Origin of the sequence: Arthrobacter sp. (assembly GCF_031179985.1) — a bacterium.
GTDB lineage: Bacteria > Actinomycetota > Actinomycetes > Actinomycetales > Micrococcaceae > Arthrobacter.
The window spans coordinates 60,364-84,173 of sequence record NZ_JAPSHJ010000013.1 but is presented as its reverse complement, the minus strand read 5'-3'; the positions used below and the strand labels follow the sequence as shown (position 1 = coordinate 84,173).

Here is a 23,810-nt window from a genome sequence, read left to right as displayed (position 1 = left end):
GGTGTTCCGGGACGTCCAAGGCCCCTTCGGTATGGTTTCGGCCCACACTCACGATGTACATTTCAGGGAGTCCCTGGCTGTCTGCAGGGATGCCTGGGCTTCCTGGGACGCTTTGTCTGCTTCAGCTGTTATGCCTGCGTCGTGGGCGGACAAGGCCGAGCTCCACTGCCGGCGTACGTCAGAGAGCTCCTGCATCACCGGCTCGTACTGCTGATCCGAACTGGCGAGCGAACCCACCATGCCCTCCAGATTGTCCAGTCCGACTAAAAGCATCCGATACCCCGTCGGCCCCACACTCTTCGCTGTCTCCTGGTACTCGGTCAGGGAGGACTCCAACGAGGTGCAGTCGTTGACTGCTGCTTGAGGCACGTTTACCGGGACATCCAATGGAACGTTGGCGGGTGGTGGATTGTCCGGCTGCTGCTCAGGTAGCGGCTCCTGTCCCGGCGCTTCCGGCCCCTGTGCAGGTGGCGCTGGTGCTGCTTCATCCGGCGTCGCCACCGGTCCCGGAACCGGAATTTCCGGTGATGTGGCGGTGGAGGAACTTTCCGTCGCCGATATTCCGGCAGGTTCCTGCGCAACAACAGCTTTCGGGGTGCCCTGGGAGCCCGCCCAGATGATTCCGCCGATGGCCGCCGCTGCAACGGCCACCATCACGATCCGATACTTGCGGAACACGTCGTTCCTCCCTGCCTTGACTTCGTTTACCGGGAGCACGTCAGGCTCCCGGCTGGAGCACGACGGACCACATGGCTACCTTGCTTGCGGCCAACCCGGCGGTCGCCGTCACGCCTCCGGTGGTTCCTGCCGCGATGGGCCCGGTGTCACTCAGGGCGGAGTTGATCGCGCCGCCGCCACTTCCAACTGTGGTGGAACGCATGGTCTGCGGCGCCGTTACCGTCCAGGTGTCACTGGCACTGATCTTTTCCGCCCAGTAGGACACCAAGGTGCTGCCTGCACTTGGGGCCTGCACTTGCGGGGTGGTGTGCTTGGTGGTTCCCGACACGTCAACGGCGGAGGCCTGTGCGGCTAGCCAGTTGGGGCCGGTAACCCCTTGGTACACCACGAGCTGCAGGGCCGTCTTGGACAGCAACGATATTGGCACCGTGACGGTCTTGCCGGCGTCCCCTGTCTGTACGCGCCTTGCCCAGAGGAAGGACTGGAGGGTGTCCTGGGACTTGGATCCCACCAGCTGCCACCCGGTGACTCCCGTGGGGCTGGAAACTGCACCGTCGGTATTGTTCACCGTTGCAAACAGCAGCATGGCGTCTCCGACCTGGGCGGAAGTTGGAACCGCGACGGCGGGGGCGGTGCTGTTGGTGTTCGACTGCGACGCTGCCCTGAACGTCACCGACCCGGCAGGTGTCTGGCTCGGAACCGTCACCTGCTGCGTCTTGCTGTTGGTGGCACCGGCGTTATCCGTCACTGTCAGGGTAATGGTGTAGGTTCCGGCCGCTGCGTAGGTGTGCGACGCCGTCGCCCCTGTTGCAGTTCCGCCGTTGCCGAATGCCCATGCATGGGATGCCACCGTCCCGTCCGGATCCGTTGAACCACTTCCGTTCACATTGACAGTGAAGTTCGAAACGGCTGCAGTGAAGGATGCCACCGGCGGCTGGTTCGCCGCCGTGACTGTCACGCTCTTTGACACCGAATGAGTGGCACCGGCGTTGTCTGTGACCTTGAGCGTCACCGTGTAGGTTCCGGCCGCTGCGTAGGTGCGCGACGCCGTCGCGCCCGTAGCGGTACCGCCGTCACCAAACGTCCAGGTGTGTGATGCGATGCTGCCGTCAGGGTCAGTAGAGCCGGAGCCGTCAACGGTGAGTTTCAAACCGGCTGAGGCCGAAGTGAAGCTGGCGGCGGGTGCCTGGTTCACAGGAGGAGGCGGTGCCGCTTTGTCCCCCGCGTACATGAACGCTTCGGTGGCGCTCCAGTTTTTCCCGTCCACGGTGGGTCCGGAGACTGTGGCAGGGGTACCGCCGGCAACAGCCGTGTTGGCGTTCCATGCCCAGCGTTTCAGCGTTCCGGTGGAGTCGGCAACATAGAGATTAGCGCCGTTCAGCATCAGCGATCTGGTGGCCGTCCATTGGGGTCCGGCAACGTTAGTTGGCGCTACGAAGCGGACGGCACCGATAACGTTGATCTCAGTGCTGAAGTACCGGTAGAAGAGCCGCGAATCACCGGTCAGGGTGTAGTACATCCTTGACGTGGCGGCGTCGTAGAACATTCCCGTGATTTTGGTGACGTCAACCGGGAAATCTGTCAGGCCGCGCTGATCAATGATGGACGCCGTGCCGAAGGTGGTCCCGTCGAACGACTGGACCCGGAATGTTCCGTCGGTCCGCCCGCTGTAGAGTTTCTTGTCAATCATGAACGTGCCGCGCATTGAGCCGAACGGCTGGCTGGTGGCCATCACCGAGGAAGCCGTAACTGCCGTACCGCTGAAACTCCTCTTGATGAGGGAGGTGGACGGCAGCGCATTACCGCTGTCGTCGGTAGCTGCACCTGCCAGGTAGACGGTTCCCGGGAGTATGCCCGGATAGTCCGGAAGCAGCGGGGTCCCGCCCGCGACCGGCATGAAAGCCAAGCGGCCGTGATACTGGTAATTGGAGATCCGGTCCGTGTCACTGCCGATCCAAAGGCCGGTATCTGTGGCCACGAAGCTGTAGACGCCGTAGCCGCGCGTGCGACCCGGGTTCCAGGCGAGCGGCAGGCCGTTCCGTACGTCGACGGCTGCGAGCCCCATGCGCTCCACCGAGCCTGGCCCAGCCCGGTCGGCGGCGAACGGGTTGTTGAGGCGACGCTGATGGCCGCCCAGGTAAACGGTTGTTTGGGTGACGGCGACGCGGGTCAGGGTATCACCGCCGGTGTAGTCAACCCAGGTGGGCTTGATATCCGACCCGCTGGCCCCTATCTCGAACCGGGCCGCCGTGTCGCACAGTGTGTTGGCGTAGTACGAGCCGGTGGTGACGATGACGAAATACTTTCCGTCAGGCGAGATATCTACGTCCCTCATGTAGCTGTCGAACACGAGATTGCAGGTCGGGGCATACCCCTCGGTGGACCAGTTGGCGAGCGATGTCGGCGACGTGGTGAGATCAGCAACCAGAACCTGTTTGCGGGACTGGCCATTGGCCATGGTGAAGTTGCCGATGCCCACCATCCGCGTTCCATCAGGGGTGATGTCCATGCGGGACATCTGCAGCGCACCCTTCCGGGGAACGCTGATGTTGAGGGAGACGTTGGGAGCCAGGGCTCCGGTGGTGGGATTCACCGCGGCGAACAGTGACCGGGCGCTCTCCCCCGCCTTCATGAAGCGTCCGGCGAGGTACAAGAGGCCGTTCCGCAGGCGGATCTGGTTCACGCGTCCGTCAAAGGCAGGAGGCGCGAATGACGTGTCGCGCTGCCCTGTGAAGACATTGATCTTGGCAAGCCCGCGTGCCGTTGCCCCATTCACGGTGTTGAACGAGCCGGCGATCCAGACATGCTTTCCATCGCCCACGGCGAGGACGTCCATTATCTCGCCGCTGACAGCCACGTTGAGGGAGGTGATGGTGTTGGCGCTGGTAAAGGCGAAGATGTGTGTGCGGGCTATTTCCGTGGTGCTGGAATCGTTGCGGACCCTGGTGAAGTTTCCGGTGGCCACGGTCAGATCGCCCACCTGGGCGAAGCCGGCCACGTAGCCATCCAGTACGTGCGGAGTTCCCCGCTTGGCGTTCGCGCTGACCACCACATTTTGGGTTCCCGGCTGGACGGCCGCAGCTGGTGATGGCGGAACCAAAGCCAGGAAGCCTGCACACAAAGCGGCCGCTACCACTGACCACAGCGCAACCAGCCAGGGCGGCGTTTCGGAACGACCGTAGAGCAGTCCGGGCTGGTTTGTGGTGGGTCGGTGCACGTTTCCTACTTTCCGTAGCCCTAGCTGCTAGGACTTCCTTGCCAGGTTTCAACGTGGCGTCTCTAAAGACGGCACACGCACACGAAGTATCTGAAGTATTGACCCCTTGCCCAAGCCGGGAAAACAGGTAGTTGGCGGCACTTCGCGGGCATCAAAACAGGTAGTTTCCACGGTGTTTGCGCCGTACGCATGTGACTAGAGTCGGTCTCAATGCGATGCACTGCGGCATTGACTGCTGCACGCAAGTCTCGGGTCGTACAGGTTAGGGGAATACGCCCATGGCAACAACAGCTGAGTATTCGGCTCGGACGGCAACTGATCCGCTTCCGGGCGGCCAGATCCTGCCGTCCAGGCGAAATGCTTGGCCGTTGGTTGTCCTGCTGGCCGGATTTCCGCTGTGGTGGGTTCTCGGACTCAGCGCCCTGCTGCCCTTGGTTTTAGCGGTGCCGATGCTGATCCAGTTACTGCGCAATGGGCGGATACGCGTACCGCGCGGCACCGGCTGGTGGTTCCTGTTCCTGCTCTGGGTAGTCGTCAGCGTTGTTGCACTCTGGGCTGATGCCCCCGGCGGCGTTCCCGGTGGAGGAGGAGCGGAGCGCCTCATGGTGTTTCTTTACCGCCTCGCCTGGTACGGAACCTGCACCATCGCCTTCCTCTGGATCGGAAACGCCCGTGAGGAGGATGCCGCAACCCGCCGCGTAACCGGCCTGCTCGGTTGGATGTTCGTTTTCACTGTGGCCGGCGGCGTTCTTGGTATGCTCGCACCAAAATTCGAGCTGACCTCACTTGTAGAGATTCTCCTGCCAAAGTCCCTCAGTTCGAACAGCTTTATCCATCCTCTGGTGCATCCGGCAGCAGCAAACCTGACCACGTTCCTTGGCCGTGAAGAGTACCGGCCCATTGCCCCCTTTGAATTTGCCAACTCGTGGGGCAGCAACTTTTCCATGTATCTGCCCTTCTTCCTCATGACATGGTTCGGCAGGGCGGCAGCGTGGAAGCGGCTATTGGCCCCCGTCGTCCTGGTGGTGGCAGCGTTCCCGGTGGTCCATTCGATGAACCGTGGGCTGTGGGTTTCCCTCGGCGTGGGAGCAGGTGCCCTGATCGTTTACCTGATTGCAAAGCGTCGGATACGCTCGCTCGTCGCCAGCCTTGTGGCGCTCGGAATTGGCGCCGTTATCTTTGTCGGAAGCCCCTTGGGAGCACTTTCAGCGGAGAGGCTGGAAAACGCCCACAGCAACGAACGCCGTACAGAGCTGCTCGTCGAAACAGTAAACAGCACCGTCGAAGGATCGCCAATCCTTGGATTTGGCAGCACTCGGGACGTGAAGGGAAGCTTTTCCTCGATCGCGGGTGGTGGAAGGCCGGACTGCGATGGCTGCCAGGTTCCCCCTCTCGGAACGCAAGGTCACATCTGGCTGGTTATTTTCTCGCAGGGCCTGGTGGGGATGTGCTTCTTCCTGCTTTTCTTTATTTCCCGCTTCGGGGCACACTGGCGCTCACGAACACCGCTTGAATTTGCGGCGACCGTCATTTTGTTGTTTTTCGCCATCCAGATGTTCGTCTATGACACCCTGGGTATGCCGTTCTTCACCATCATGCTGACTCTGGGGCTGGTGTGGCGCCAACGGATGTCCGCCGGCGCGAGTAACGATGTACGCCTGCTGCGTGATTTCACCCGGAATGGCCGCCGCTACCTTCCGGTGCTGCTGATAGGAACTCTGGCCGGCACTGCCGCCGGCGCCGCTGTCGCTGCTTCCAAACCTACCGCCCATGAGGCCTCCGTGACGTTGCTGCTGGCGCCGTCGCCGGTCTACCTGACCTTTGAGGGCACAGAGGACCCCCGGTCCGGCCGCATGACGATCGATACCGAGGCCGCGTTGGTATTGTCCCAAAGCAGTATTGATCCCGTGGCCAAGGCAGAAGGAATCGCTGACCCGGAAACCCTGCGATCCCGCGTCGGCATTTCAGCGGTAAGGAATTCCCAGGTACTGACTTTGAGCTACTCGGGAACGTCCGATGAGCAGGCAACAAGAACTGTCACCTCGTTGGCCGAGGCCTATCTCGCCGTGCGCAGTGAGGGCTTGAAACAGCGCCGGGAGCAGGTACTGCTGGCCCTGCGTGATCGCCTTGCGCGGCTGCAGGCCTCCATCCCTTTGTCGACACCCCTGTCCCCGGACAGCCGGGTCGAGTCGTCATATGCGTCGGAAGTTTCGGCAAATATCAGGGCAGCAGTAGTGAGCCTGTCGGTTACTTCGACTGTGGCGGGCGAAATAATCCGCGCTCCCCGGACACAGACCCTCCGAGGACAGCCTGAGGTAGACATCGCCTCCGGTGCATTGTTGGGTTTTTTGGCGGCAGCCGCACTATCGCTTGCGATCGCTTTTGTCCGCTCCTTTAGGAGCGGGATGGACGGCCGACGTCGGTGGCTGACTAACAAACGCAAGGAACCTGGGCCTCTCGTCCACGGATATCCCGGCCCTGCCGGATAGGAAGGGGAGGAAGCCATTAAGTCCCTGACCACGCCTCCCGCCACTATCGCCGCGGCCACCCCGGGCGTCCCAAGAAATTCCCCGCAGTACTGAAAGAACCGGAGAACGTCTCATGTCTCATCACTCACCAGAGCCCACGGTCACACGGTCCACGCGCGAGCCGGGCTTTGAAACCCGAACAGCGTTGTTCCGCACTACAGTGGCCCGCACGTGGCCGGTCATCCTCGGCCTCACTGTGATAGGCGCTGTATTGGGAGCAACTGCCGGGGTTGCCGCACGGGAGCCGCAAATAGCCACCTCTGCCATCCTCCTCAGCCCTTTGGATGGCAACGCGTTCTATCCAAGCACGCGGGGGGAACAGCTGATCAACCTGAACACTGAGGCCCAGGTACTGCGCTCCGACGCCGTTGCAAAAACCATCCCCGGCCGCCAGGACGCCAACGTCGAGGATCTGTTGGACCAGGTCACCGTGGTGGTTCCGGTCAACACGCAGATCCTGCAGATCAGCTACACGGATCCGGACCCGGCTGTCGCAGTAAGGCGGGCACAAGCCTTTGCTGACTCCTACCTGGCTTTCCGCGAGGCTCGGGCGACTGATTCGGTCAATAGCCGCTTGGAGGGAATCAAAGCCGAAGTCGCCAGGTACCAGAAGGATCTTTCTGACTTGAGTTCGCGGTTGACCCGGGCTGGAGCCGGATCTCCAGAGGCGAGCCTCCTTCTGACCCAGGTACAATCCGTATCAACCCAGGTCAGTCAACTGAATGCGCAAATGGGTGATATCTCCACTACGCCGTTGTATCCGGGACAGGTCATTACGCCGGCAAGACTCCAGGGTGGTAGCTTCCTGAACCTGCCGCTACTGCTTACCGTCGCCGGGGGGCTTGCCGGCCTGGCCTTGGCCCTCGCTTTGGCCCTGGTACGGTCCCGCCCCAAGTCGGGCAAGGTAATCCGATCGGCAGCGGAAATTAAAGCGTTCAACGTTCCCACCATCGCGTCCCACCATGGGCACGACGGCTCGCCTGCACCCCTGTTCAGCAAGAACCCGCCTCCTGCCGTTCCAGGGCTCCACCGGTTGAATGCCAACGTCCTGGACTTCACCAGGCTTCACCGGAGCAATGTCATCCTGTTGAGTACTGCCGGTAAAGACGCAGCGCAGCCGCTCTCTGCAGTCTCAATCGCCTGGTCGCTTGCAGAGGCAGGGATCAAGACACTCGTTGTAGACACGACGGGCCGCCTGGTCATGCCACCCTTGGTCCGGGCAGATTATCCAGGCCTGGCTGACCTCCTGGACGAGAATATCGCCGTTGACGAAACATTGGTGAGCCTGTCACCCACGCTTCAGGTCCTGGGCAGCGGTTCCCGGGAAGCAGGCTCTGCACAGCACCGGGTCACCCCCCGGCTCATCGGGGTGATTGGCTCGCTGGCGCACCGTGCAGACGTTGTGCTGGTCGTCACTGGTCCTATGCTCAGCCCCAATGCCCAGCTGTTGGCGAGTACTTTCAAATCCGTCATTGTTGAGATCGCCTATGGCTCTACCAAGGTCACGGACCTTAACAGTTCTGTTGAAGTCTGCCGGGAGCTATCCGTGAACCTGCTTGGAGCCGTGGTTTTGGAACCGGCCAGGACGCGTCCCGCCAAGACTTCCGGCAATCTGATGGCGGGCAGCAAGAAGAATGGAAATGGAGCAGAGGGACCCGCCGCTGCCAAAGTTCCAGTCGCCTCCAGCAGTGCCAGTGCTCGTGGGCAGTGAAGCGGCGAACACTGAAGCGGTCGACGCCCAGCTATCGCATATTGCACGCAGTGGAGTGTTCAACCTCCTCGGGGCAGCCGTTTCCGCGGTTTTCGGCTTCGGTCTCATCGTGGTGGTCACCCAACTCTATGACCAGGCCACTGCCGGTATGTTCTTCGCAGCATCATCTGCGTTTCTGATATTGCTGGGTGCCGCCTCCCTGGGTACTGAAAGCGGGCTGGCCCGCTTTATGCTCCGGTACGAGGCGACTGGCCGCACTGCTGATATCTCCCAATGTCTGTCAGTCGCCCTCCGTCCGGTCCTGCTGACCAGCCTGGTGCTGGCGCTGGGAACTGCCCTTCTGGCCGGCCAACTGGCACCTTTGATCGGCCTGGACACTCCCCAAGGCTCCCTGGTCCTGCTGATGTTTGCCTTGCTCCTGCCGGTGGCCGCCTGGGGTGATTTTTCGTTGGCAGGTGCCCGCTCTTTCGGAACGGTACGCAGCACCGTCCTGATCGACAAGTTCCTGCGCACTATGCTGCAGCCGCTGAGCGTTTGGCTGGCTGCCCTGGCTGGCGGCGGAGTGCTCCTGCTCTCCGCCGGATGGGTTGCCCCGTACGCCATTGCAGGCGTGGTATCGGTCCTGATCTTCCGCAGAATGCTTCGCCGCCGCGGTATTGATCACCACACGGCGCCGCTGAATGACCGCGCGATGGTCCGTCGGGAATTCTGGGGTTTCACCTGGCCGCGGGGAATTGCGCGTCTTTGCCAGATCCTGCTTCAGCGTTCCGACATCATCCTGATCGCCGCCCTGCTGTCTGTGCAGGATGCGGCGCTCTACACAGCGGCAACACGGTTCGTGGCCCTGGGCCAGTTCGCCACCCAAGCAATTCAACAGGTCCTGCAACCCCGGTTCAGCCAACTCCTTGCAAAAGGGCGCCATGCGGATGCGGCTGACGTCTTCCGGATCTCGACAGCGTGGAGCATGGCCGTAGCCTGGCCGCTCTACATGGTCACAGGGGCAGCGGGCGGCTTCTACCTGATGATCTTCGGCGCAGGCTACAACGTGGAAAGTGCCGGAGCGGTGGTGATTCTGATGAGTATCGCCATGCTTGCAGGCGTTGCTGCCGGGCCATTGGACACCTTGTTGTTGATGGCAGGCGGCAGCCGGACCAGTCTTTGGATTGCATTGACTACTTTGGCGGCGGATATCGGTCTTTGCCTGATCCTCATTCCGCTGTGGGGAATTGTCGGTGCTGCGGTTGCATGGGGCATCGCCGTTTTACTCAAGAACTTACTGACTCTCGAGAGGGTCAAGAAGCTCCTCGCCATGGACCCATTCGGCTGGCGGTCGGCACTGGTAGCGGTGGCCAATGTGGCTTGCCTCGGAATCCCGCTGCTGACCCTGAGTCTGCTGCAGCGGACGCACCTGGGGGAGTTCTTCGGCGTCCTGGCAGCCGGCTGTGCGGCGTATGCGTTTCTCCTGTGGCTCTGGCGGGGGAAGCTGCGCCTGCCGACACTAAAAACCATTCTCTCGAGAAAAGACTCCCCTTCCCCTGAAAGGAACGAGATATGAAACAGAAAACCGTTCTCTTTGAAAGCTGGCGTGGAAAATACGCTGACAGCCCCCGGGCCATTTCCGAGGCCCTGCAAAAGCTCCGCCCCGATCTGAAACTGGTTTGGGTGGCGGACGAATCAACCCGCTTGCCTGACGGCGTAGCCAGGGTGCGTCGGCACACCCCGGAGTACTTTGCGAGGCTGTACAGCTGCCACTACCTCATCAGCAATGATGTCGTCAGCAAACACCTGGTCAAAGGTCCAAGGGTCAGGTATCTCCAAACCTGGCACGGTACCCCGTTCAAGACCATTGGTTTCGACGAGGAGTTCAGGACTTACCCAGGCGCTGCCGCCCATCAGAAGCGGCTTGAACGGGACATCAAAAAATGGGACTACCTGCTCTCCCCAGCTCCCAGCAGCTCCGACATTCTCAGGGGTGCGTTCCGATTTGATGGGGAGTTGCTGGAAACCGGCTACCCTCGTAACGACATCCTTAAGTCGGCCGAAGCGCCAAGGATCAGGGAAGAAGTACGCAAGGAGCTTGGGCTGGATCCTTCCGCCCTGGTGGTCCTGAACGCCCCCACATGGCGCGATGATTCTCCCCATCCAGACGGGAAATTCACGGATCCCGGGGTCTTGGACCTGGATCTGCTGCAGAAGACAACACCTGCCGGAACAGTAATCCTCAACCGCATGCACAGCGTGGTGAAGAGCGCGCCGCCTGGCCGCGACGGCTTTACTCTCGACGTCAGCAATTACCCGGATATCGCCGAACTTTATTTGGCGGCAGATGTGATGGTCTCGGACTACTCCTCAGCCATTTTTGACTTTGCAGTCACCGGAAAGCCAATAGTTCTCTTCCCCTACGACCTGGCCCGCTACCGGGACAATGTTCGTGGGTTGTACTACGACTACGAGGAGTGGGCGCCAGGAACCATCGTGACGGACACCGAATCCCTGGGCGCCGCCTTGAGCAATCTGGAGGAGGGCCACCGCGCCAATGCAGAGCGGTACCGGACCTTCGTCTCACGTTTCTGCCCGCTGGACGATGGACAGGCCTCGATACGTGTGGTGGAACGGGTGTTTGGATACTGACTGACAGTTGGCTTCGTGGACAGGGAAGAGGCGGCCGGAGCAATGCTCCTGCCGCCTCTTGTAGTCCGCCGCGAAGATCCTGCCACGTCTAAGATTCCGCGTTTTAGATTCCCCGCCCCCGCTTGTGCAGCTCAACCATCACCCTGTCCGGGGACAGCACCCCGGCGGCGACGGCGATTGCCAGCGGCGCTCTCAGTTCAAGGGGGTTGCGCCTGAAGGCCGACACTGCCCACAGGAGGGCAATCCGCCGGTTCTTCAAAGCGGCGTTCGCGAAGGCAATCTGCCCCCGGATCCTGGCAGAGCCGGCAGGTGTAGTTTCAAATTCCGGGAATCTGTCGAGCAGGCAGGACAGCCCGTCGGACATGGTCTGCCAGCGCCTGAAGAAGAATGACTGTCCACCCCAGCGAACCACCGCCAGAACCTCACGAACATGGGCAATCGAGTGGGATTTTGCGGCCCGGAGCAGAAACTCGTAGTCTTCGCCGAATCCGCCGGGAACCTCTTCGTCCACAAGTCCAAAACCAGTGATTGCCGCTGAACGCCGCATCAAAAAGGTTGAGGGGTGCAGCTCCGTGTGCCGGTCCCGCAGCAGTTCATCGAAGGTCACGATGTCCCTGCCCAGCGGGCGGTCGTGAGTGACGCCGTCGTACTGTACTGAAATTCCACACGTGACAAACTCGACGCCGGAATCGGTCTCCATCCGTTTGACCTGGGCCGCGAGCTTTCCGGGCTTCCAGTAGTCGTCGTCGTCGCAAAAGGCCACATAGTCTCCGGTGCCAGCAAGGATTCCGCTGTTGCGGGCCCCTGCCAGGCCGGGGGTGCGGGAGTTGCTGATCACCCTGACACGCCTGGTGCCCTCTGATGCTTGGAGTGAGGTGTCCGGGGCTGACTGATCGTAAACCACGATGATTTCAATCTCGCCGTCGAAGGCCTGGCCAGCGACCGCCGCGATCGCCTCCCTGAGCATCTCGGGGCGGTCCCGCGTGGCTATGATCACCGACACCGTGCTCACGGCAGGTCCTCTCGCAGAAGGGGATGGAACTCCTGGGGAGCGCCTTGAACGGGCCAGGAATCGGGGAGCTCGAGTTTTCGGCCCACCGAGTGCAGTGCTTTCAAGGGGTCGTTCAGATAACGCTTGCGCCCGATGACGGCGCGGGGAACGTGACGCATCCTGAGGAATTGTGCCCCCATCCTCGAGGACAGCCATCTCGCGGCTAACGAACCGGGGACGTCGTCGCTGATCACTGGCCGGCCCGGCCTTCCAGCCAGATACAGAATCCGCACATCAATTTCACGGTTGTGGCTCAAGGCGAAAGCCAGAACAGGGTCCGCACCGCAACACACCAGCACCTTCCCGCCGGTGATGTCCTGCACTGCCCGGAACAGAGCAAGGTAGTACGACGAGTGCTCAGCGAGCTGTCGGCGGAGCAACGGAGGTTCAAAGGGCAGGACCCCCAGCATCAGTTTTCCAGCAGACCTGACGGACTCCCCCAGCCGTTTGATGGAGCGGACGTCCACATCATCCCAGCCTCCAAAGGCCTCCTTCCCCACTCGAAGCCAGAACTGACAGGAGGAAAAAGGCGCCCCGCAGGCGCAGCCGGCGTTTTTGACTATGCCCTGCTCCCATAGCTGCCCGATATCCCCCAGCATCACGGCGCCTTCTGCACGGCTGAGGGCGGAAAGGTACGACGACGTCGCCGCACTTGCGCCGGAGACGTACAAAACCACGGGGGCGCCTGGAGTGGCTCGGTTGGTTGCAGTCCTCGCCTTCGCCAGGAGCAGCGGAAGGTGGCTTGCCGCGTCGTCGCCCTGCCGCGCTCCATCGAGGTTTCCGCTCTTGGTCCCTGAACCTTCCCCTGCCAAGGCCGAGACCCGTTCCTGCAGCTCCGGCACCGATACCACCTTGGTGACCAACGATCTCTGGGCGGACCAGCTCGCGAACCGCTGCTGATGATCGTCAACATGCTCTCCCAGGGCCGGATCCCTTGGCAGCACCAGCGGTACGTGCCCCGCAGCTCTCGCCCCGGAGATAGTGGCAGGTCCGCCATGCGCAACAACGATGTCGCTCGTGGCCATGAGTTCGGCGAGCGCGGCAGGAGACATGAAGCTGTGCCCCTCGGCAGAAGCGGGTGCCCGGCTGTGGCCGAACTGCACCGTGACTTTGTCCTGCGGATGTTCGGTTGCCCAACCATCAGCCCAGTCGACCAACCGGGAAAACTCGTGATGGTCAGTACCCACAAGAACACTGATGCTTCTCGGAGTGGAGGCATTGTCCGGCTGGCCATGTACTGGAGCCTCGTTCACAGCAGTCTCCCCAGTACATGGGCGTCACGGTAGAGTCCCAGCTGGTCACGCCACTGGACCAACATCAGGTCGGTAAATGGCCGGCACAGTCTTCCGGTGAGCGTGGGGCTGTCTACCCGGTCATAAACTTCTATGTACACAGTTGTGGTGGACATCATCTTCGCAAGGGCAAAAAAGGGCAGGGCGCTTCCTGCTCCAGTCGAGATCACCACGGTTGGACGGAACTGCCGCATCAATGACCACGCCAGTTTTGAGTTCCGCAGCAGGTTCGGGATGTTCCGGGTGGTTGGGGAGTATGCCCAAGTGACGTCTTGCTCATTCCGCAGGCCGAACTCGGCGTCGGGCGTTTTGAAGGTTACCCAGGCCCTCGATTGGTGCGCCCACCAGGGTTCAAGGGCCAGCAATTGCGCGAGATGGCCGCCGCTGGATCCAACCAGCAGAATCCTCTCGGTTCCGGGCGCAACGGGATGATTGCGGACACCATACCTGGCTGTTCTCATCGTCTCGTTTCTCCACGTTTCTTTGACGAGCCGGTGACGTACCGGCGGATGCTTCAGACGGACAGGATCATCCCCGCGCCTACTGTTCGCAGGGAGTGTTCATCAATGAGGATGAAGCCGCCTGTTTCCCTGTTTCGGTGGTACTCATCCGCAAGAAGCGGAATGGTGGTGCGCAGCCGAACCCTCCCGATGGAGTTGAGCTTGAGCTCCTCCGCCTGTTCGTTGCGGTGCAGGGTGTTGATGTCCAGTTCGTACTGCACGTCCTTGACGAGTGCCCGCGCCCGCCGTGTGGTGTGCTTGACCACCAGCTTCTGGCCCGGGCGCAAGGGCTCCTCGCTCATCCAACAGATCATCGCGTCAATATCCTGCGAGACTTTTGGCTGGTTGTGCGGTCTGCAAATCATGTCCCCGCGTGAGATATCAATGTCGTCCTCGAGCCGCACGACGACGGACATTGGAGCGAACGCTTCGTTGACAGGTCCGCTTGCGGACTCGATCGAGGCGATGCGCGACGGAAGCCCGCTGGGCAGGACCACCACCTCATCGCCGATGCGCATGACTCCGCCGGCGATCTTCCCCGCGTACCCGCGGTAATCGGGGAAGCGGTTTGAATGGGGCCGGATCACGTATTGGACAGGGAACCGGCCATCCACCAAATTCCTGTCACTGGCTATGTAAACGTTCTCCAGATGGGTCATCAGCGACGTTCCCTGGTACCAGGGCATATTCTCTGAGCGGCTCACCACGTTGTCACCGGTGAGGGCGGAAAGCGGTATGACCGTCAGGTCAGGAATATCGAGCTTGGCGGCGAATTCCACGAAGTCATGCCGGATATCCTCAAAGACGTCCTGAGACCAGGCAACGAGATCCATCTTGTTTATGGCAAGCACCAGGTGCGGCACTTTCAGCAGCGAGACAAGGAATGCATGGCGCCGGCTTTGCTCCTGCAGCCCCTTCCGCGCATCGACGAGCATAATAGCCATGTCGGCGGTGGATGCCCCGGTCACCATGTTCCGTGTGTACTGGATATGTCCGGGTGTGTCCGCCACGATGAATTTCCGCTTAGCCGTAGCAAAGTATCTATAGGCGACGTCGATGGTTATCCCTTGCTCACGTTCTGCCCTTAACCCGTCAGTGAGCAACGCCAGTTCCGTGTAGTCCGAACCCATGGCCCGGCTGGTCCGCTCAATGGATTCAAGCTGATCCGTGAAGATGGATTTCGAGTCATAGAGCAACCGTCCGATCAAGGTGCTCTTGCCGTCATCTACGGATCCCGCCGTGGCAAATCTCAAGAGATCCATTAGAAGTAGCCTTCTTTCTTCCGGTCCTCCATGGCCGCTGCACCGACGCGGTCATCTCCCCGGGTCGCACCGCGCTCCGTGATCCGGGTGGTTGCTATCTCAGCTACCACCTTGTCCACGGTGTCGGCATCGGAGCGGACAGCAGCCGTCAGGGTCGCATCGCCGACTGTCCGGTACCTGACTTTTTGCACTGACGTGGGCTCGTCGTTTTTAGGCCTGCAGAATTCGTTGGCCGCAAACAGCATGCCCCCGCGTTCGAAGACTTCCCGCTCGTGCGCGTAGTAGATCGACGGAAGATCAATGCCCTCTTGGCGGATGTAGTCCCAGACGTCCAGTTCGGTCCAGTTGGAGAGCGGAAACACCCTGATGCTTTCACCTTGGTGGACCTCGGCGTTGAAGATGCTCCACAGCTCGGGGCGCTGGTTTTTCGGATCCCACTGCCCAAACTCGTCCCGGAACGAAAATACACGTTCCTTCGCACGGGCCTTTTCTTCATCCCGGCGTGCGCCGCCCAGCAATGCGGTGAACCCGTTCTTCTGCGCAGTTTCGAGCAGCACAGGCGTTTGGATTCTGTTGCGCGAGCCGTTCGGTTCTTGGTGAACTATGCCGCGGTCCAATGCGTCCTGGACAGAGGCCACCACGAGGTTCAGCAAGTACTTACCTACACAGCGGTCCCTGAACTCCAGAACTTCCGGAAAGTTGTGCCCGGTATCCACGTGAAGGAGGGAAAACGGCACGGATCCTGGGGCGAAGGCCTTCACGGCGAGATGGAGCATCACCATGGAGTCCTTGCCTCCGGAGAACAGCATCGCCGGATTGTCCGTCTCGGCGACCACTTCGCGGATGATGAAGATCGCCTCCGACTCCAGCACTTCGAGCTGCGTCAGCCTGCGCTTGGGCCGATCTTTGGGAGTCATCAGCCTCTCCTGTCCTGTGCGTTCCCATAGCGGGACTGTCCGGACGGACGCTGTCCTGATGAACGCTCTCCTGATGCGCGCTGGGCCAAAGAACCTCTGCCGGACGGATCTTTCAGAACGTCCGCAATGGCCACCAGCAGTATGTCGCGAATATCTGGGTGGCAAATCAGCAGATCAGGCAGGCTCGGCGACTTCTGGTTGTACAGCAACTCCGAACCGTCCACCCGGCTGGCGTGCAATCCAGCCTGGCGCGCAGCGAAAACCGGTGCCGCTGAATCCCACTCAAACTGGCCGCCCGAATGCAGGTAGGCATCTACCTCCCCGCTGATAACGGCGCAGGTTTTGTACCCGGCTGACCCCATCGGCTCGAGTTTTGCGCCAAGTCGTCCAGCCACGGCTTCCGCCAGTTGGGGAGGCCGGGACCGGGAAACAGCGATTCGAAGCTGCCGGCCGGGTTTCCGTACCCATAGCCCGTCCTTGCGGCCAGTGACGTAACCCAATGCGGGAACGGCAACCGCTCCAGCGGTCAACCTCCCGTGGGAGTGCAGCGCAACATGCACAGCCCAATCGCTTCGACCCTCAGCGAATTCCCTGGTTCCGTCCAACGGGTCGATGATCCACACCCGGTGGGCGGACAGGCGGGCCGGATCGTCAGGTGCCTCTTCAGAGAGGACGGCATCATCTGGCCGGTGCTGAAGCAGGGCCTTGCTCAGCAGTTTCTGGGCGCGTGCGTCACCCTGAGCACGCAGTTCATCTGCAGCTAAGCCGGCCCCATCCGCGGATTCCCGGAAGGCGAGCAACATCGATCCAGCGACGGTGGCCAGCTCGCGCGCCAGCTCTTCATCGGCCCTGGACCCGGCAACGGCTGCGATTTCCCCGAGCAAAGTCAGCCGCGTCACATCGATCGGAATGCCCTTCATCAGTACGCTCCCTGTGGGTTGATGAGCATTTTGACGGTCCGCCACAGGATGATGATGTCGCCGGCAAGTGACCAGTTTTCGACGTAGTAGAGGTCCAGTCGGATGCTGTCCTGCCAGTTGAGCTCGGACCGTCCGTTGATCTGCCACATTCCTGTCAGGCCTGGCTTGATGTAAAGCCTCCTGTGGACACGGGCCTTATAGCCATCCACTTCCCGCTGCAGAGGCGGCCGCGGGCCTACCAGGCTCATGTCCCCCAGCAGCACATTCCAGAATTGGGGCAGTTCGTCGAGCGAGTATTTGCGCATCCAGCGTCCGACATCCGTGACGCGTGGGTCATGACGCATCTTAAACAGGACACCGGAGCCCTCGTTCTGGTCCAGAAGTCCGGCAAGGTCATCCTCGGCCGTCTGCACCATTGACCGGAACTTGTACATCAGGAACTTCTTGCCGCCCTGGCCAATCCTTTCCTGACGGAAGATCACAGGGCCATCACTGTCCCGCTTGATCAGGAATGCGAGGACCGCGAAAACAGGAAGCAGGACGATCAAGGCCATAGCGGAGAGAACAATGTCCAGGAGCCTCTTGAGGACGTGCTTCGCTCCTGAGTAGCGTGGAAGCTCCACATGCATCAGCGGAAGTCCCTCAACCGGGCGGGAATGGATTCTGGGGCCGGCCACGTTCGTCAACCCGGTGGCCAGCACCAGTTCCGTCGCGGATTCCTCCAGCTTCCAACCCAGCCGTTGAACGTACTTGCTGCCGCCCTTGACCGGTCCTGCCACAATCACGGCGTCCGCCTCAAGGCGCTCAACCGCCTCCACGACTGTGCCCACGGTGGCCACCACAGGAACCGGACCTGATCCGGTAATGAGGAATTCCCTTTCCTCCGCGTGTGGCAACGCTGCGCCCACCACTTCATATGCAGCGCCTGATTTTTTCTGGATCTGGTTGATGACGTAGCGGACGTCCTTTCCACGGCCCAGGACGATGACGCGCGACAAATAATGCCCGAATGTCCGTTGCTTGGTGAGCCACTGGCGCAGAATCCAGCGCGAGGAGATCAACCCCACGATCCCTAACGGGAAGGCGAGCGCGAAGTAGCCTCTGGCCACGTCAATTTTGAGGACTGCACAAAGAATTGCCACAAGCCCCAACAGGGTGACGGTGGCGCTGATGACGCGCTTGTACTCTTCGGCGCCAACCCCCACTACCCGGGGATCACGTGTGCGGTAAATACCAAGCACCACCATCCAGGCGGCTGCGATCCCGATGGAGAGGTAGGTGTAGGCGACTTCGAAAAATCCGACCGTAACGTCTCTGTCGTCAAAGCCAAATCTGCCCACTTGGGCGGCAGCAGCAACAACGGCCAGCACCAGCGCATCCGACAGGAACAGAATCCGCTGGTAACGGCCGGCCCATCTGAGGCCTGTGGTTTTGGTCTGCTGGCTCGATTGCTCGAGGCGTGAACTGCCACGTTCCGGGTAGCTGTGCGGGTGTGGGCCCAGTTTCAGGCCCGGGCCCATGAAAGCGGATTCGTCCAATGGACTCATGGGGGCCGTCCTAACGGGCCGGGTAAAGCTTGGGGGGCCGACGACGACTGGGGGGAGAAGTCTTGGTCTCAGAAGACTTCAACGCCGTCGGCCCCGTCCTGGGGACCCGCAGATTGCTGTGCGGGGCGATTTCGGGAGTGACCGGAAGGAAAGGGGAAAAAGGGTTACTGGTGCGCATTGTGAGACCTGCTTCGGACCCGGTGCGTGGATGACTTGATACCAAAAGCGTAGGCGGGCCGGCGTTGGCGCACATGGGTAGCCCATACTCGTCTTTGGGGGGCTGCTTACGCACTCGGGGGCCGCTATTACCTGTCTGCCGGCACAGTGGATCCGGGAACTACCTGTTGGTTCTGCCGAGCTTCTGATTTAGTGTTTCGAAGCGCTGTGAGCGGGTCTGCCCGGCGCCGCCCGGGTTGTGGAAAGCGCTGCAGACACTACTTGTTCCCCCGCCGAAAGTACTGCCTTTCCCTACCGCCCCTACGCATTTCCGGCGGGTCCCTGCAGTGACAAAATCTGCTCTTATGGACATGATGCTGGTGTTCGCCGCCTTCGGCGTGGGAATAGTGGTCGGTCTTACCGGCATGGGTGGTGGCGCGCTGATGACTCCTGTACTCGTGCTGGTTTTTGGGGTTCCGCCCCTGGCTGCGGTATCCAGTGATCTGGTGGCGAGCGCTGTCATGAAACCTGTTGGATCGGCAGTCCACCTCCGCCGCGGCACCGTCAACCTTGAGCTCGTGAAGTGGCTGATAATTGGCTCTGTCCCGGCAGCCTTCAGCGGTGTGTTGATCCTGAAATGGCTGGGACCAGGAGATGCCGCTCAGACGACAGTTAAAACAGCTCTGGGAGCGGCCCTGCTGCTTGCCGCTGGCCTCCTGGCAGTCCGGGCGTACCTGAGGCTCCAGGAGCGGGCTAAAAGCCGGAGCGGACAGGGCACCGGTCTTCCGCACGCACGTCCCTTGATATCCGCCCGCCCCCTGGTAACCATAGTCCTGGGCGTGTTCGGCGGTCTGGTGGTCGGGATGACGTCAGTGGGTTCCGGTTCACTCATTATCATCGGGCTGATGATGATTTATCCGGGGCTGAAAGCCGGTCAGCTGGTAGGAACGGACCTTGTACAGGCTGTCCCCCTGGTGGCCGCCGCCGCCGTCAGTCATTCCCTTTTCGGTGAGCTCAGCCTCGAACTGACGCTTCCCCTGATCCTCGGAAGCGTGCCGGGCGTCTTTTTGGGTGCACAACTCTCGAGCCGACTTAACGGCGGATTCATTCGCAGGGCGCTTGCAGTGGTCCTGTTTGCCTCCGGCCTGAAAATGCTGGGAGTGGACACGCTCCCCACAGCCATATTACTGGCAGGAGCAGTCCTGGTGGCGCCGTTCGTCTGGATGGCCATTCGGCGTTCGAAAGGATTTCCCGCCCTGGCCACGAGCGAGATGCGCCAACGCCGCAGCGCAGCACCATCGGCAACTCACACCCTCCACTCGATGGAGAGGCAGCCATGACCCCCCATGCGGGCGCCCTTCCGTGGCACGTACTTTCGGACGGTGCCTTGGATGAGCTTGAGCTCCTTCTGGGTGGCTTGTACGCTCCCGCCCACGGATACTGCCTGCCCTCCAGTGTTCCGGTCCGTTGGCCCACCGCGGTGACCTTGTTGCTGCCCCGTTCGGTGGGCGAACGCGCCGTACGGGAATCTGCGCTGCTGCTATGCGATCCGGACGGCACCCCCCTGGCCCTCCTGACAGTTTCCGGCTTCGAGTCAGCTCCGGGGACGGGAATCTACCTCGCAGGGGCCTTGAGCCCGCTTAAGGCAGCAGAGCATCCGCCTCTCAGACACTTGCGCATAACAGAACCACTGGCTTCCGCTGCTGGCCGGAAGTTCGTTGTGTCCGCCTTCTCCAAGCCCCCGCTGGCAGCCCAGATGGCCCGCGCAGTTTCCGTCGCCGCAAGCCGCAACGCAGACCTCTGCCTGGTGGCTGTTACCGGTCCGCAGCAGCACGGGCGGTATACAGCGCTGGAGTTGATGACTGTCCTTGAGCAATGCGCCGCTGAAGTTCCCGGTTCCAGTTCCAGGCTGTTGGTGCTCCGGTCGCCGGCCCGTTCGGGCAATCGGGAGGACGAGCTGATCCAGGAGCTCGTCTTCCGAAACCTTGGCGCCAATGTACTTCTGGACTTCACAGTCCCGGATGAGCCACAGGCCGGCATCGACCATGCGCGCTTCGGCCATCGTCCAAGCCAGGCAATGCCAAACCAGTCAATCCCAAGCCAGTCACTCCCCGCCCACCCGGTATCGGGCAACACGGGGGCAGGCAGCACTACGGGTAGCGTCGTCTTCTTCACCGGGCTCTCAGGATCGGGAAAATCGACCATCGCCCGAGCCCTCGCGCAACGGCTGCAGGCGGCAGGTGAGAGGACTGTGACACTACTCGATGGCGACGATGTCCGTCGGTTGCTTTCGTCGGGGCTCGGCTTCTCAAAGGAGGACAGGGAAACGAACATCCGCCGTATCGGCTGGGTCGCTTCGCTGATTGCTGCTTCCGGGGGCGACGCCGTGTGTGCGCCCATTGCGCCGTTTGATTCCACCCGACGGGAAGTGCGGGCGATGGCTCCGGCGGGCTCCTTCATCCTGGTCCATGTGTCCACTCCGCTGAGTGTGTGCGAAGCGCGGGACAGGAAAGGACTCTATGCACGGGCCCGGGCTGGCCAGATTCCGGAATTTACCGGAATCAGCTCGCCCTATGAAGTGCCGGCTGATGCGGATCTGGTCATCAACACGGCTGAAGTCGGCGTGGATGCAGCCGTTGCCGCCATCATGGATGCCCTCAGTCTCCGTCGGACTCCGTCAGCTATGCAAATGATTCCCTGAGTTCGGCCCGTGAGGTCACCTGCAGCTTGCCGTAAATCTGGTAAAGATGGCCCTCAACGGTACGAACCGAAATATGCATTTTGGCTGCGATGTCTTTGTTGCTCACACCGGCGGCGGCCATGGCTGCCACCTCATGTTCGCGGGCCGTCAGTTGCCCCTCCCCCAGGGACGCGTGTCCGCCTCCAGCTGCTGCCGGCGCACCTCCCCGGATCAGCTGCTGCGCGGCCCTGATAGCGTTCCTGTCAGAAGCATCGTTCGCAATTTTGAGGGCTGCCCGAGCAGCGTCCCTGGCGAAGACCACATTTCCTGCGGTAGCGGCCTCCCTGGCTACCTCAAGGAGCGCGGAACTGTTCCGCTTGATAACTCCTGTTCCATACGCTTCGCATTGCCGGCCAAGAGTGCTCTGGACGCTGGACGCAACCGCCACCAGGCGCTCAGTCCCGCCGTTACTGCCCAACCGCACGGCTGCGCTCAGGAACATCAGCTCCAGGGCGGTGGCGTGCCTGCTGCGGGCTTCATCCGCGAGCCCGAACAGGCGCACGATTGCCTTTTCCTTCGAAGCGAGTTCAGCGGAGGTCAGCAGCTGGAAGTAGGAGCAGACGCTCAGTACCCATCTCGAGGTCCGTTTTTGCTCCCGCTGGCTCGTTTGCAGGTATTCCAAGGCAAGGTCTTTTTCGCCCAGCAAAGCGTACGCGTAGGCAATGGAGGCTGCTCCCAATGCGGACGTGCTGTCCGGATCCAGTTGCTTCAGCTGGCTCAGGGCGGGGATCAATCGTTCCAGAGCCTGTTCGGATCGTCCGCAGTAGGCGTCCAGAACACCTGTTCCAAGCTCCCGTGAGGTGGCGCCGTGTGCCGCCAGGAAGATGTTGGACCCGGCTGCAACTGCCGCGGCGTCGTGGGCTGTAGACGCTGCCGGCAGCAACCCCAACAGGGCAGAGGCAGGCAAGGTGTGCATAGGCAGCGGTACGTCGATTTCTGAGCGCGACGCCCGTACCGACCTCATCAGCGATGATGCCTCGGCCCCGCGCCCGGTCAGAGCCAACAGGGCGGCAAGCAAGCTCGCGGCCAGCGTGCGGCCTTCAGTGCTTGGCGCACCATCAACGAGACGCGTCAGGCCTGAAAGAGCCTCCCGGTACCGGCCATCATGGACGGCAACCTGCGCCTGGGCCAATGAAAGCTCCTCGCGCATATCCAACAGACCGTGGGCATCAGGGTCTGAACCCGATTCCTCCGCTTTTAGCCGGGCATGGACTTCGTCCAGCGGCGCACGCGGATCTGCCTCCGGTCTGTCATCGGAGCACAGCAATGCGCTTCGGAGCAGCATGATGTCAACCCAGCGCCTCAAGGGCGCTTCGGCGACGGCGGCAGGGTCCAAAGCGAGGTTCCTCGCCTTCACCAGCTCACCCAACCCGATGAGTGCCCTGATCTTTTCCGCCACAGCTGCAACCCGCCCTGCCGGGTCATGGAGCAAGTCGATGAGGCGGAGGGCCAAGGCCGGGTTTCCTGCACGGTTGGCCAGCCCTGCAGCGTAGAGAGCCTTATCTGCCTCCAGTTGCATTCCGCAATCAGCTGCCCATGCGGCCAGGGATAATTCTGCTGACGGGGGCATAACGGAGAAATCTGCACAAGCAACGACGCCGGCGAGGAGTTCCCTGCTCCGGCCTGCCGGTACTTCTTTGCGGACAACGTTGGCCATCAGCGCATTCGTGAGGGAAACCGACGATGGATCGCCGTGCACTACGGTGAGGTACCCGCGTTGCTGCAGGGCATCAATGGCCGCCGGATCGCTGACGCTGATGAGATGGTCAAGGGTCAGGGTTCCCGCCAAGGCCAGCACTTCGGTCACGTGCTTCTCAGCAGCGGAAATGGAACTGAGGGCAGTGAAGACCGTATCTGTCATGGTCCGGCTGTAAGCAAGCGGCTTGCCCGTCAGCACCCAGACGCCGTCGGAATGCACCAGAGTGGCCGCCCGGGTCTGCTCGTGCAGGATGGCTTCCAGAAAGCGTGGGTTCCCGCCGCTGGCGTTGTACAGCACCTCGCTGCAGGCCAATGATACGGGTCCGCCAAGCGTTGCTTCCAGCCACTGCGCTACGTCCGGCTGGCTGAAGGGGCGTACATCCACGCGGTGCAACAATCCGTCCTTCCACAGCCCCACGATCCCACGTGGAGCCTTGGGCAGATCCTGGCAGGTGACGACGAGCTGCACCGTTCCGTTGGCCGCCAGCTGGGTGAGGACCACTGCGGCAAGTTCATCGAGGTCCTGGACGTTGTCCACAAACACGAGGATGCTCTTTCCGTCCGCCCTGCGCCGCAGAAGTTGCGTTATTCCCCTGAGTACGGCCAATGGGCTGGTGACCAGGTCTTCATCCAGTTCGCACAACAACGAACTCAGGGCGCCGTATGGCATGGCATCAGCGGCGGAACTCCCCCGGATTTGAACAACGAAGGCCTGCCCGTCGAGTCGATCGAGCGCCTGCCGCGCCAGATAGGTCTTTCCTGTCCCGTAGGTCCCCACCAAGACCACGCCGAGGTTCTGGCCCTGCGCCAGAGCCGCCAGAACCTCATCCACCAAGGGCTTTCTGCAGTACGCCGACATGCCGTTGGGGACGTGCTCGCCCTGCAAAACCTGTGGGCGTCTGAGGCCGGGGAGAGTGGCGGCGTCTGAATGAATCATGGTGAAGTCCTTCGTATCCCGTTAG

16 protein-coding genes are annotated in these 23,810 nt (G+C 61.5%); 6 read left to right on the top strand and 10 right to left on the bottom strand.

Annotated elements, in window-relative coordinates:
• Positions 1 to 48: 48 nt before the first annotated feature.
• Together RIN13_RS08685 and RIN13_RS08680 are read right to left on the bottom strand one after the other, a co-directional pair.
• Positions 49 to 717, bottom strand: a complete 669-nt coding sequence (locus RIN13_RS08685; RefSeq protein ID WP_309106930.1) for a hypothetical protein — start codon at positions 715 to 717, stop codon at positions 49 to 51.
• Position 718: 1 nt separating this feature from the next.
• Positions 719 to 3,895 (bottom strand): PKD domain-containing protein, encoded by a 3,177-nt coding sequence (locus RIN13_RS08680; RefSeq protein WP_309106929.1) that lies wholly within the window; start codon positions 3,893 to 3,895, stop codon positions 719 to 721.
• Between the two features lie 278 nt (positions 3,896 to 4,173).
• Between RIN13_RS08680 and RIN13_RS08675 the strand changes: the two genes are divergently transcribed.
• The 4 genes from RIN13_RS08675 to RIN13_RS08660 all read left to right on the top strand — a co-directional run bounded on the left by RIN13_RS08675 (position 4,174) and on the right by RIN13_RS08660 (position 10,765).
• Positions 4,174 to 6,384, top strand: coding sequence for a hypothetical protein (locus RIN13_RS08675; protein WP_309106928.1), 2,211 nt, complete (start codon positions 4,174 to 4,176; stop codon positions 6,382 to 6,384).
• 112 nt (positions 6,385 to 6,496) lie between these two features.
• Entirely contained in the window at positions 6,497 to 8,134 is a 1,638-nt protein-coding gene (locus RIN13_RS08670; protein WP_309106927.1) for a hypothetical protein, read from the top strand.
• Positions 8,112 to 9,689, top strand: a complete 1,578-nt coding sequence (locus RIN13_RS08665) for a polysaccharide biosynthesis C-terminal domain-containing protein (RefSeq protein ID WP_309106926.1) — start codon at positions 8,112 to 8,114, stop codon at positions 9,687 to 9,689. The genes RIN13_RS08670 and RIN13_RS08665 overlap by 23 nt, the downstream gene beginning before the upstream one ends.
• A complete protein-coding gene (locus RIN13_RS08660) occupies positions 9,686 to 10,765 on the top strand; it encodes a CDP-glycerol glycerophosphotransferase family protein (protein ID WP_309106925.1) in 1,080 nt (359 codons plus the stop codon). Before RIN13_RS08665 ends, RIN13_RS08660 begins: the two co-directional genes overlap by 4 nt.
• A gap of 103 nt (positions 10,766 to 10,868) precedes the next feature.
• Here RIN13_RS08660 and RIN13_RS08655 read toward each other — a convergent pair whose 3' ends face one another.
• The 7 genes from RIN13_RS08655 to RIN13_RS08625 are packed head-to-tail and all read right to left on the bottom strand — an operon-like array spanning position 10,869 to position 18,254.
• Positions 10,869 to 11,777, bottom strand: coding sequence for a glycosyltransferase family 2 protein (locus tag RIN13_RS08655; protein ID WP_309106924.1), 909 nt, complete (start codon positions 11,775 to 11,777; stop codon positions 10,869 to 10,871).
• Positions 11,774 to 13,069 carry a glycosyltransferase gene (locus RIN13_RS08650; protein ID WP_309106923.1) on the bottom strand — a complete coding sequence of 432 codons (1,296 nt, stop codon included), beginning with the start codon at positions 13,067 to 13,069 and terminating at the stop codon, positions 11,774 to 11,776. The genes RIN13_RS08655 and RIN13_RS08650 overlap by 4 nt, the downstream gene beginning before the upstream one ends.
• A complete protein-coding gene (locus RIN13_RS08645; RefSeq protein WP_309106922.1) occupies positions 13,066 to 13,569 on the bottom strand; it encodes a UDP-N-acetylglucosamine--LPS N-acetylglucosamine transferase in 504 nt (167 codons plus the stop codon). The genes RIN13_RS08650 and RIN13_RS08645 overlap by 4 nt, the downstream gene beginning before the upstream one ends.
• Positions 13,570 to 13,622: 53 nt before the next feature.
• Entirely contained in the window at positions 13,623 to 14,870 is a 1,248-nt protein-coding gene (locus RIN13_RS08640) for a GTP-binding protein (protein WP_309106921.1), read from the bottom strand.
• On the bottom strand, positions 14,870 to 15,787 hold the full coding sequence (gene cysD / locus RIN13_RS08635; protein WP_309106920.1) for a sulfate adenylyltransferase subunit CysD: 918 nt from the start codon (positions 15,785 to 15,787) through the stop codon (positions 14,870 to 14,872). The genes RIN13_RS08640 and cysD overlap by 1 nt, the downstream gene beginning before the upstream one ends.
• Complete coding sequence (locus tag RIN13_RS08630) at positions 15,787 to 16,707, bottom strand: 3'(2'),5'-bisphosphate nucleotidase CysQ (RefSeq protein WP_309106919.1); 921 nt, start codon at positions 16,705 to 16,707, stop codon at positions 15,787 to 15,789. Before RIN13_RS08630 ends, cysD begins: the two co-directional genes overlap by 1 nt.
• Positions 16,707 to 18,254: a sugar transferase gene (locus RIN13_RS08625; protein ID WP_309106918.1), complete on the bottom strand. Its 1,548-nt coding sequence runs from the start codon at positions 18,252 to 18,254 to the stop codon at positions 16,707 to 16,709. Before RIN13_RS08625 ends, RIN13_RS08630 begins: the two co-directional genes overlap by 1 nt.
• Positions 18,255 to 18,757: 503 nt before the next feature.
• On the opposite strand from RIN13_RS08625, the gene RIN13_RS08620 reads away from it, so the two are divergent.
• Both RIN13_RS08620 and cysC read left to right on the top strand, forming a co-directional pair.
• Positions 18,758 to 19,750 carry a sulfite exporter TauE/SafE family protein gene (locus RIN13_RS08620; protein ID WP_309106917.1) on the top strand — a complete coding sequence of 331 codons (993 nt, stop codon included), beginning with the start codon at positions 18,758 to 18,760 and terminating at the stop codon, positions 19,748 to 19,750.
• Positions 19,747 to 21,111 (top strand): adenylyl-sulfate kinase, encoded by a 1,365-nt coding sequence (cysC, locus tag RIN13_RS08615; RefSeq protein WP_309106916.1) that lies wholly within the window; start codon positions 19,747 to 19,749, stop codon positions 21,109 to 21,111. The genes RIN13_RS08620 and cysC overlap by 4 nt, the downstream gene beginning before the upstream one ends.
• Here the strand turns inward: cysC and RIN13_RS08610 are convergent.
• A complete protein-coding gene (locus tag RIN13_RS08610; RefSeq protein ID WP_309106915.1) occupies positions 21,092 to 23,785 on the bottom strand; it encodes a LuxR C-terminal-related transcriptional regulator in 2,694 nt (897 codons plus the stop codon). The two genes, cysC and RIN13_RS08610, sit on opposite strands and share 20 nt — an antisense overlap.
• Positions 23,786 to 23,810: the final 25 nt, after the last annotated feature.

Coding starts and splice junctions, on each gene's coding strand:
- RIN13_RS08670 (WP_309106927.1), top strand. CDS start 6,497: ATGTCTCATCACTCACCAGAGCCCACGGTCACACGGTCCACGCGCGAG.
- cysD (WP_309106920.1), bottom strand. CDS start 15,787: ATGACTCCCAAAGATCGGCCCAAGCGCAGGCTGACGCAGCTCGAAGTG.
- RIN13_RS08640 (WP_309106921.1), bottom strand. CDS start 14,870: ATGGATCTCTTGAGATTTGCCACGGCGGGATCCGTAGATGACGGCAAG.
- RIN13_RS08630 (WP_309106919.1), bottom strand. CDS start 16,707: ATGAAGGGCATTCCGATCGATGTGACGCGGCTGACTTTGCTCGGGGAA.
- RIN13_RS08660 (WP_309106925.1), top strand. CDS start 9,686: ATGAAACAGAAAACCGTTCTCTTTGAAAGCTGGCGTGGAAAATACGCT.
- cysC (WP_309106916.1), top strand. CDS start 19,747: ATGACCCCCCATGCGGGCGCCCTTCCGTGGCACGTACTTTCGGACGGT.
- RIN13_RS08625 (WP_309106918.1), bottom strand. CDS start 18,254: ATGAGTCCATTGGACGAATCCGCTTTCATGGGCCCGGGCCTGAAACTG.
- RIN13_RS08675 (WP_309106928.1), top strand. CDS start 4,174: ATGGCAACAACAGCTGAGTATTCGGCTCGGACGGCAACTGATCCGCTT.
- RIN13_RS08645 (WP_309106922.1), bottom strand. CDS start 13,569: ATGAGAACAGCCAGGTATGGTGTCCGCAATCATCCCGTTGCGCCCGGA.
- RIN13_RS08610 (WP_309106915.1), bottom strand. CDS start 23,785: ATGATTCATTCAGACGCCGCCACTCTCCCCGGCCTCAGACGCCCACAG.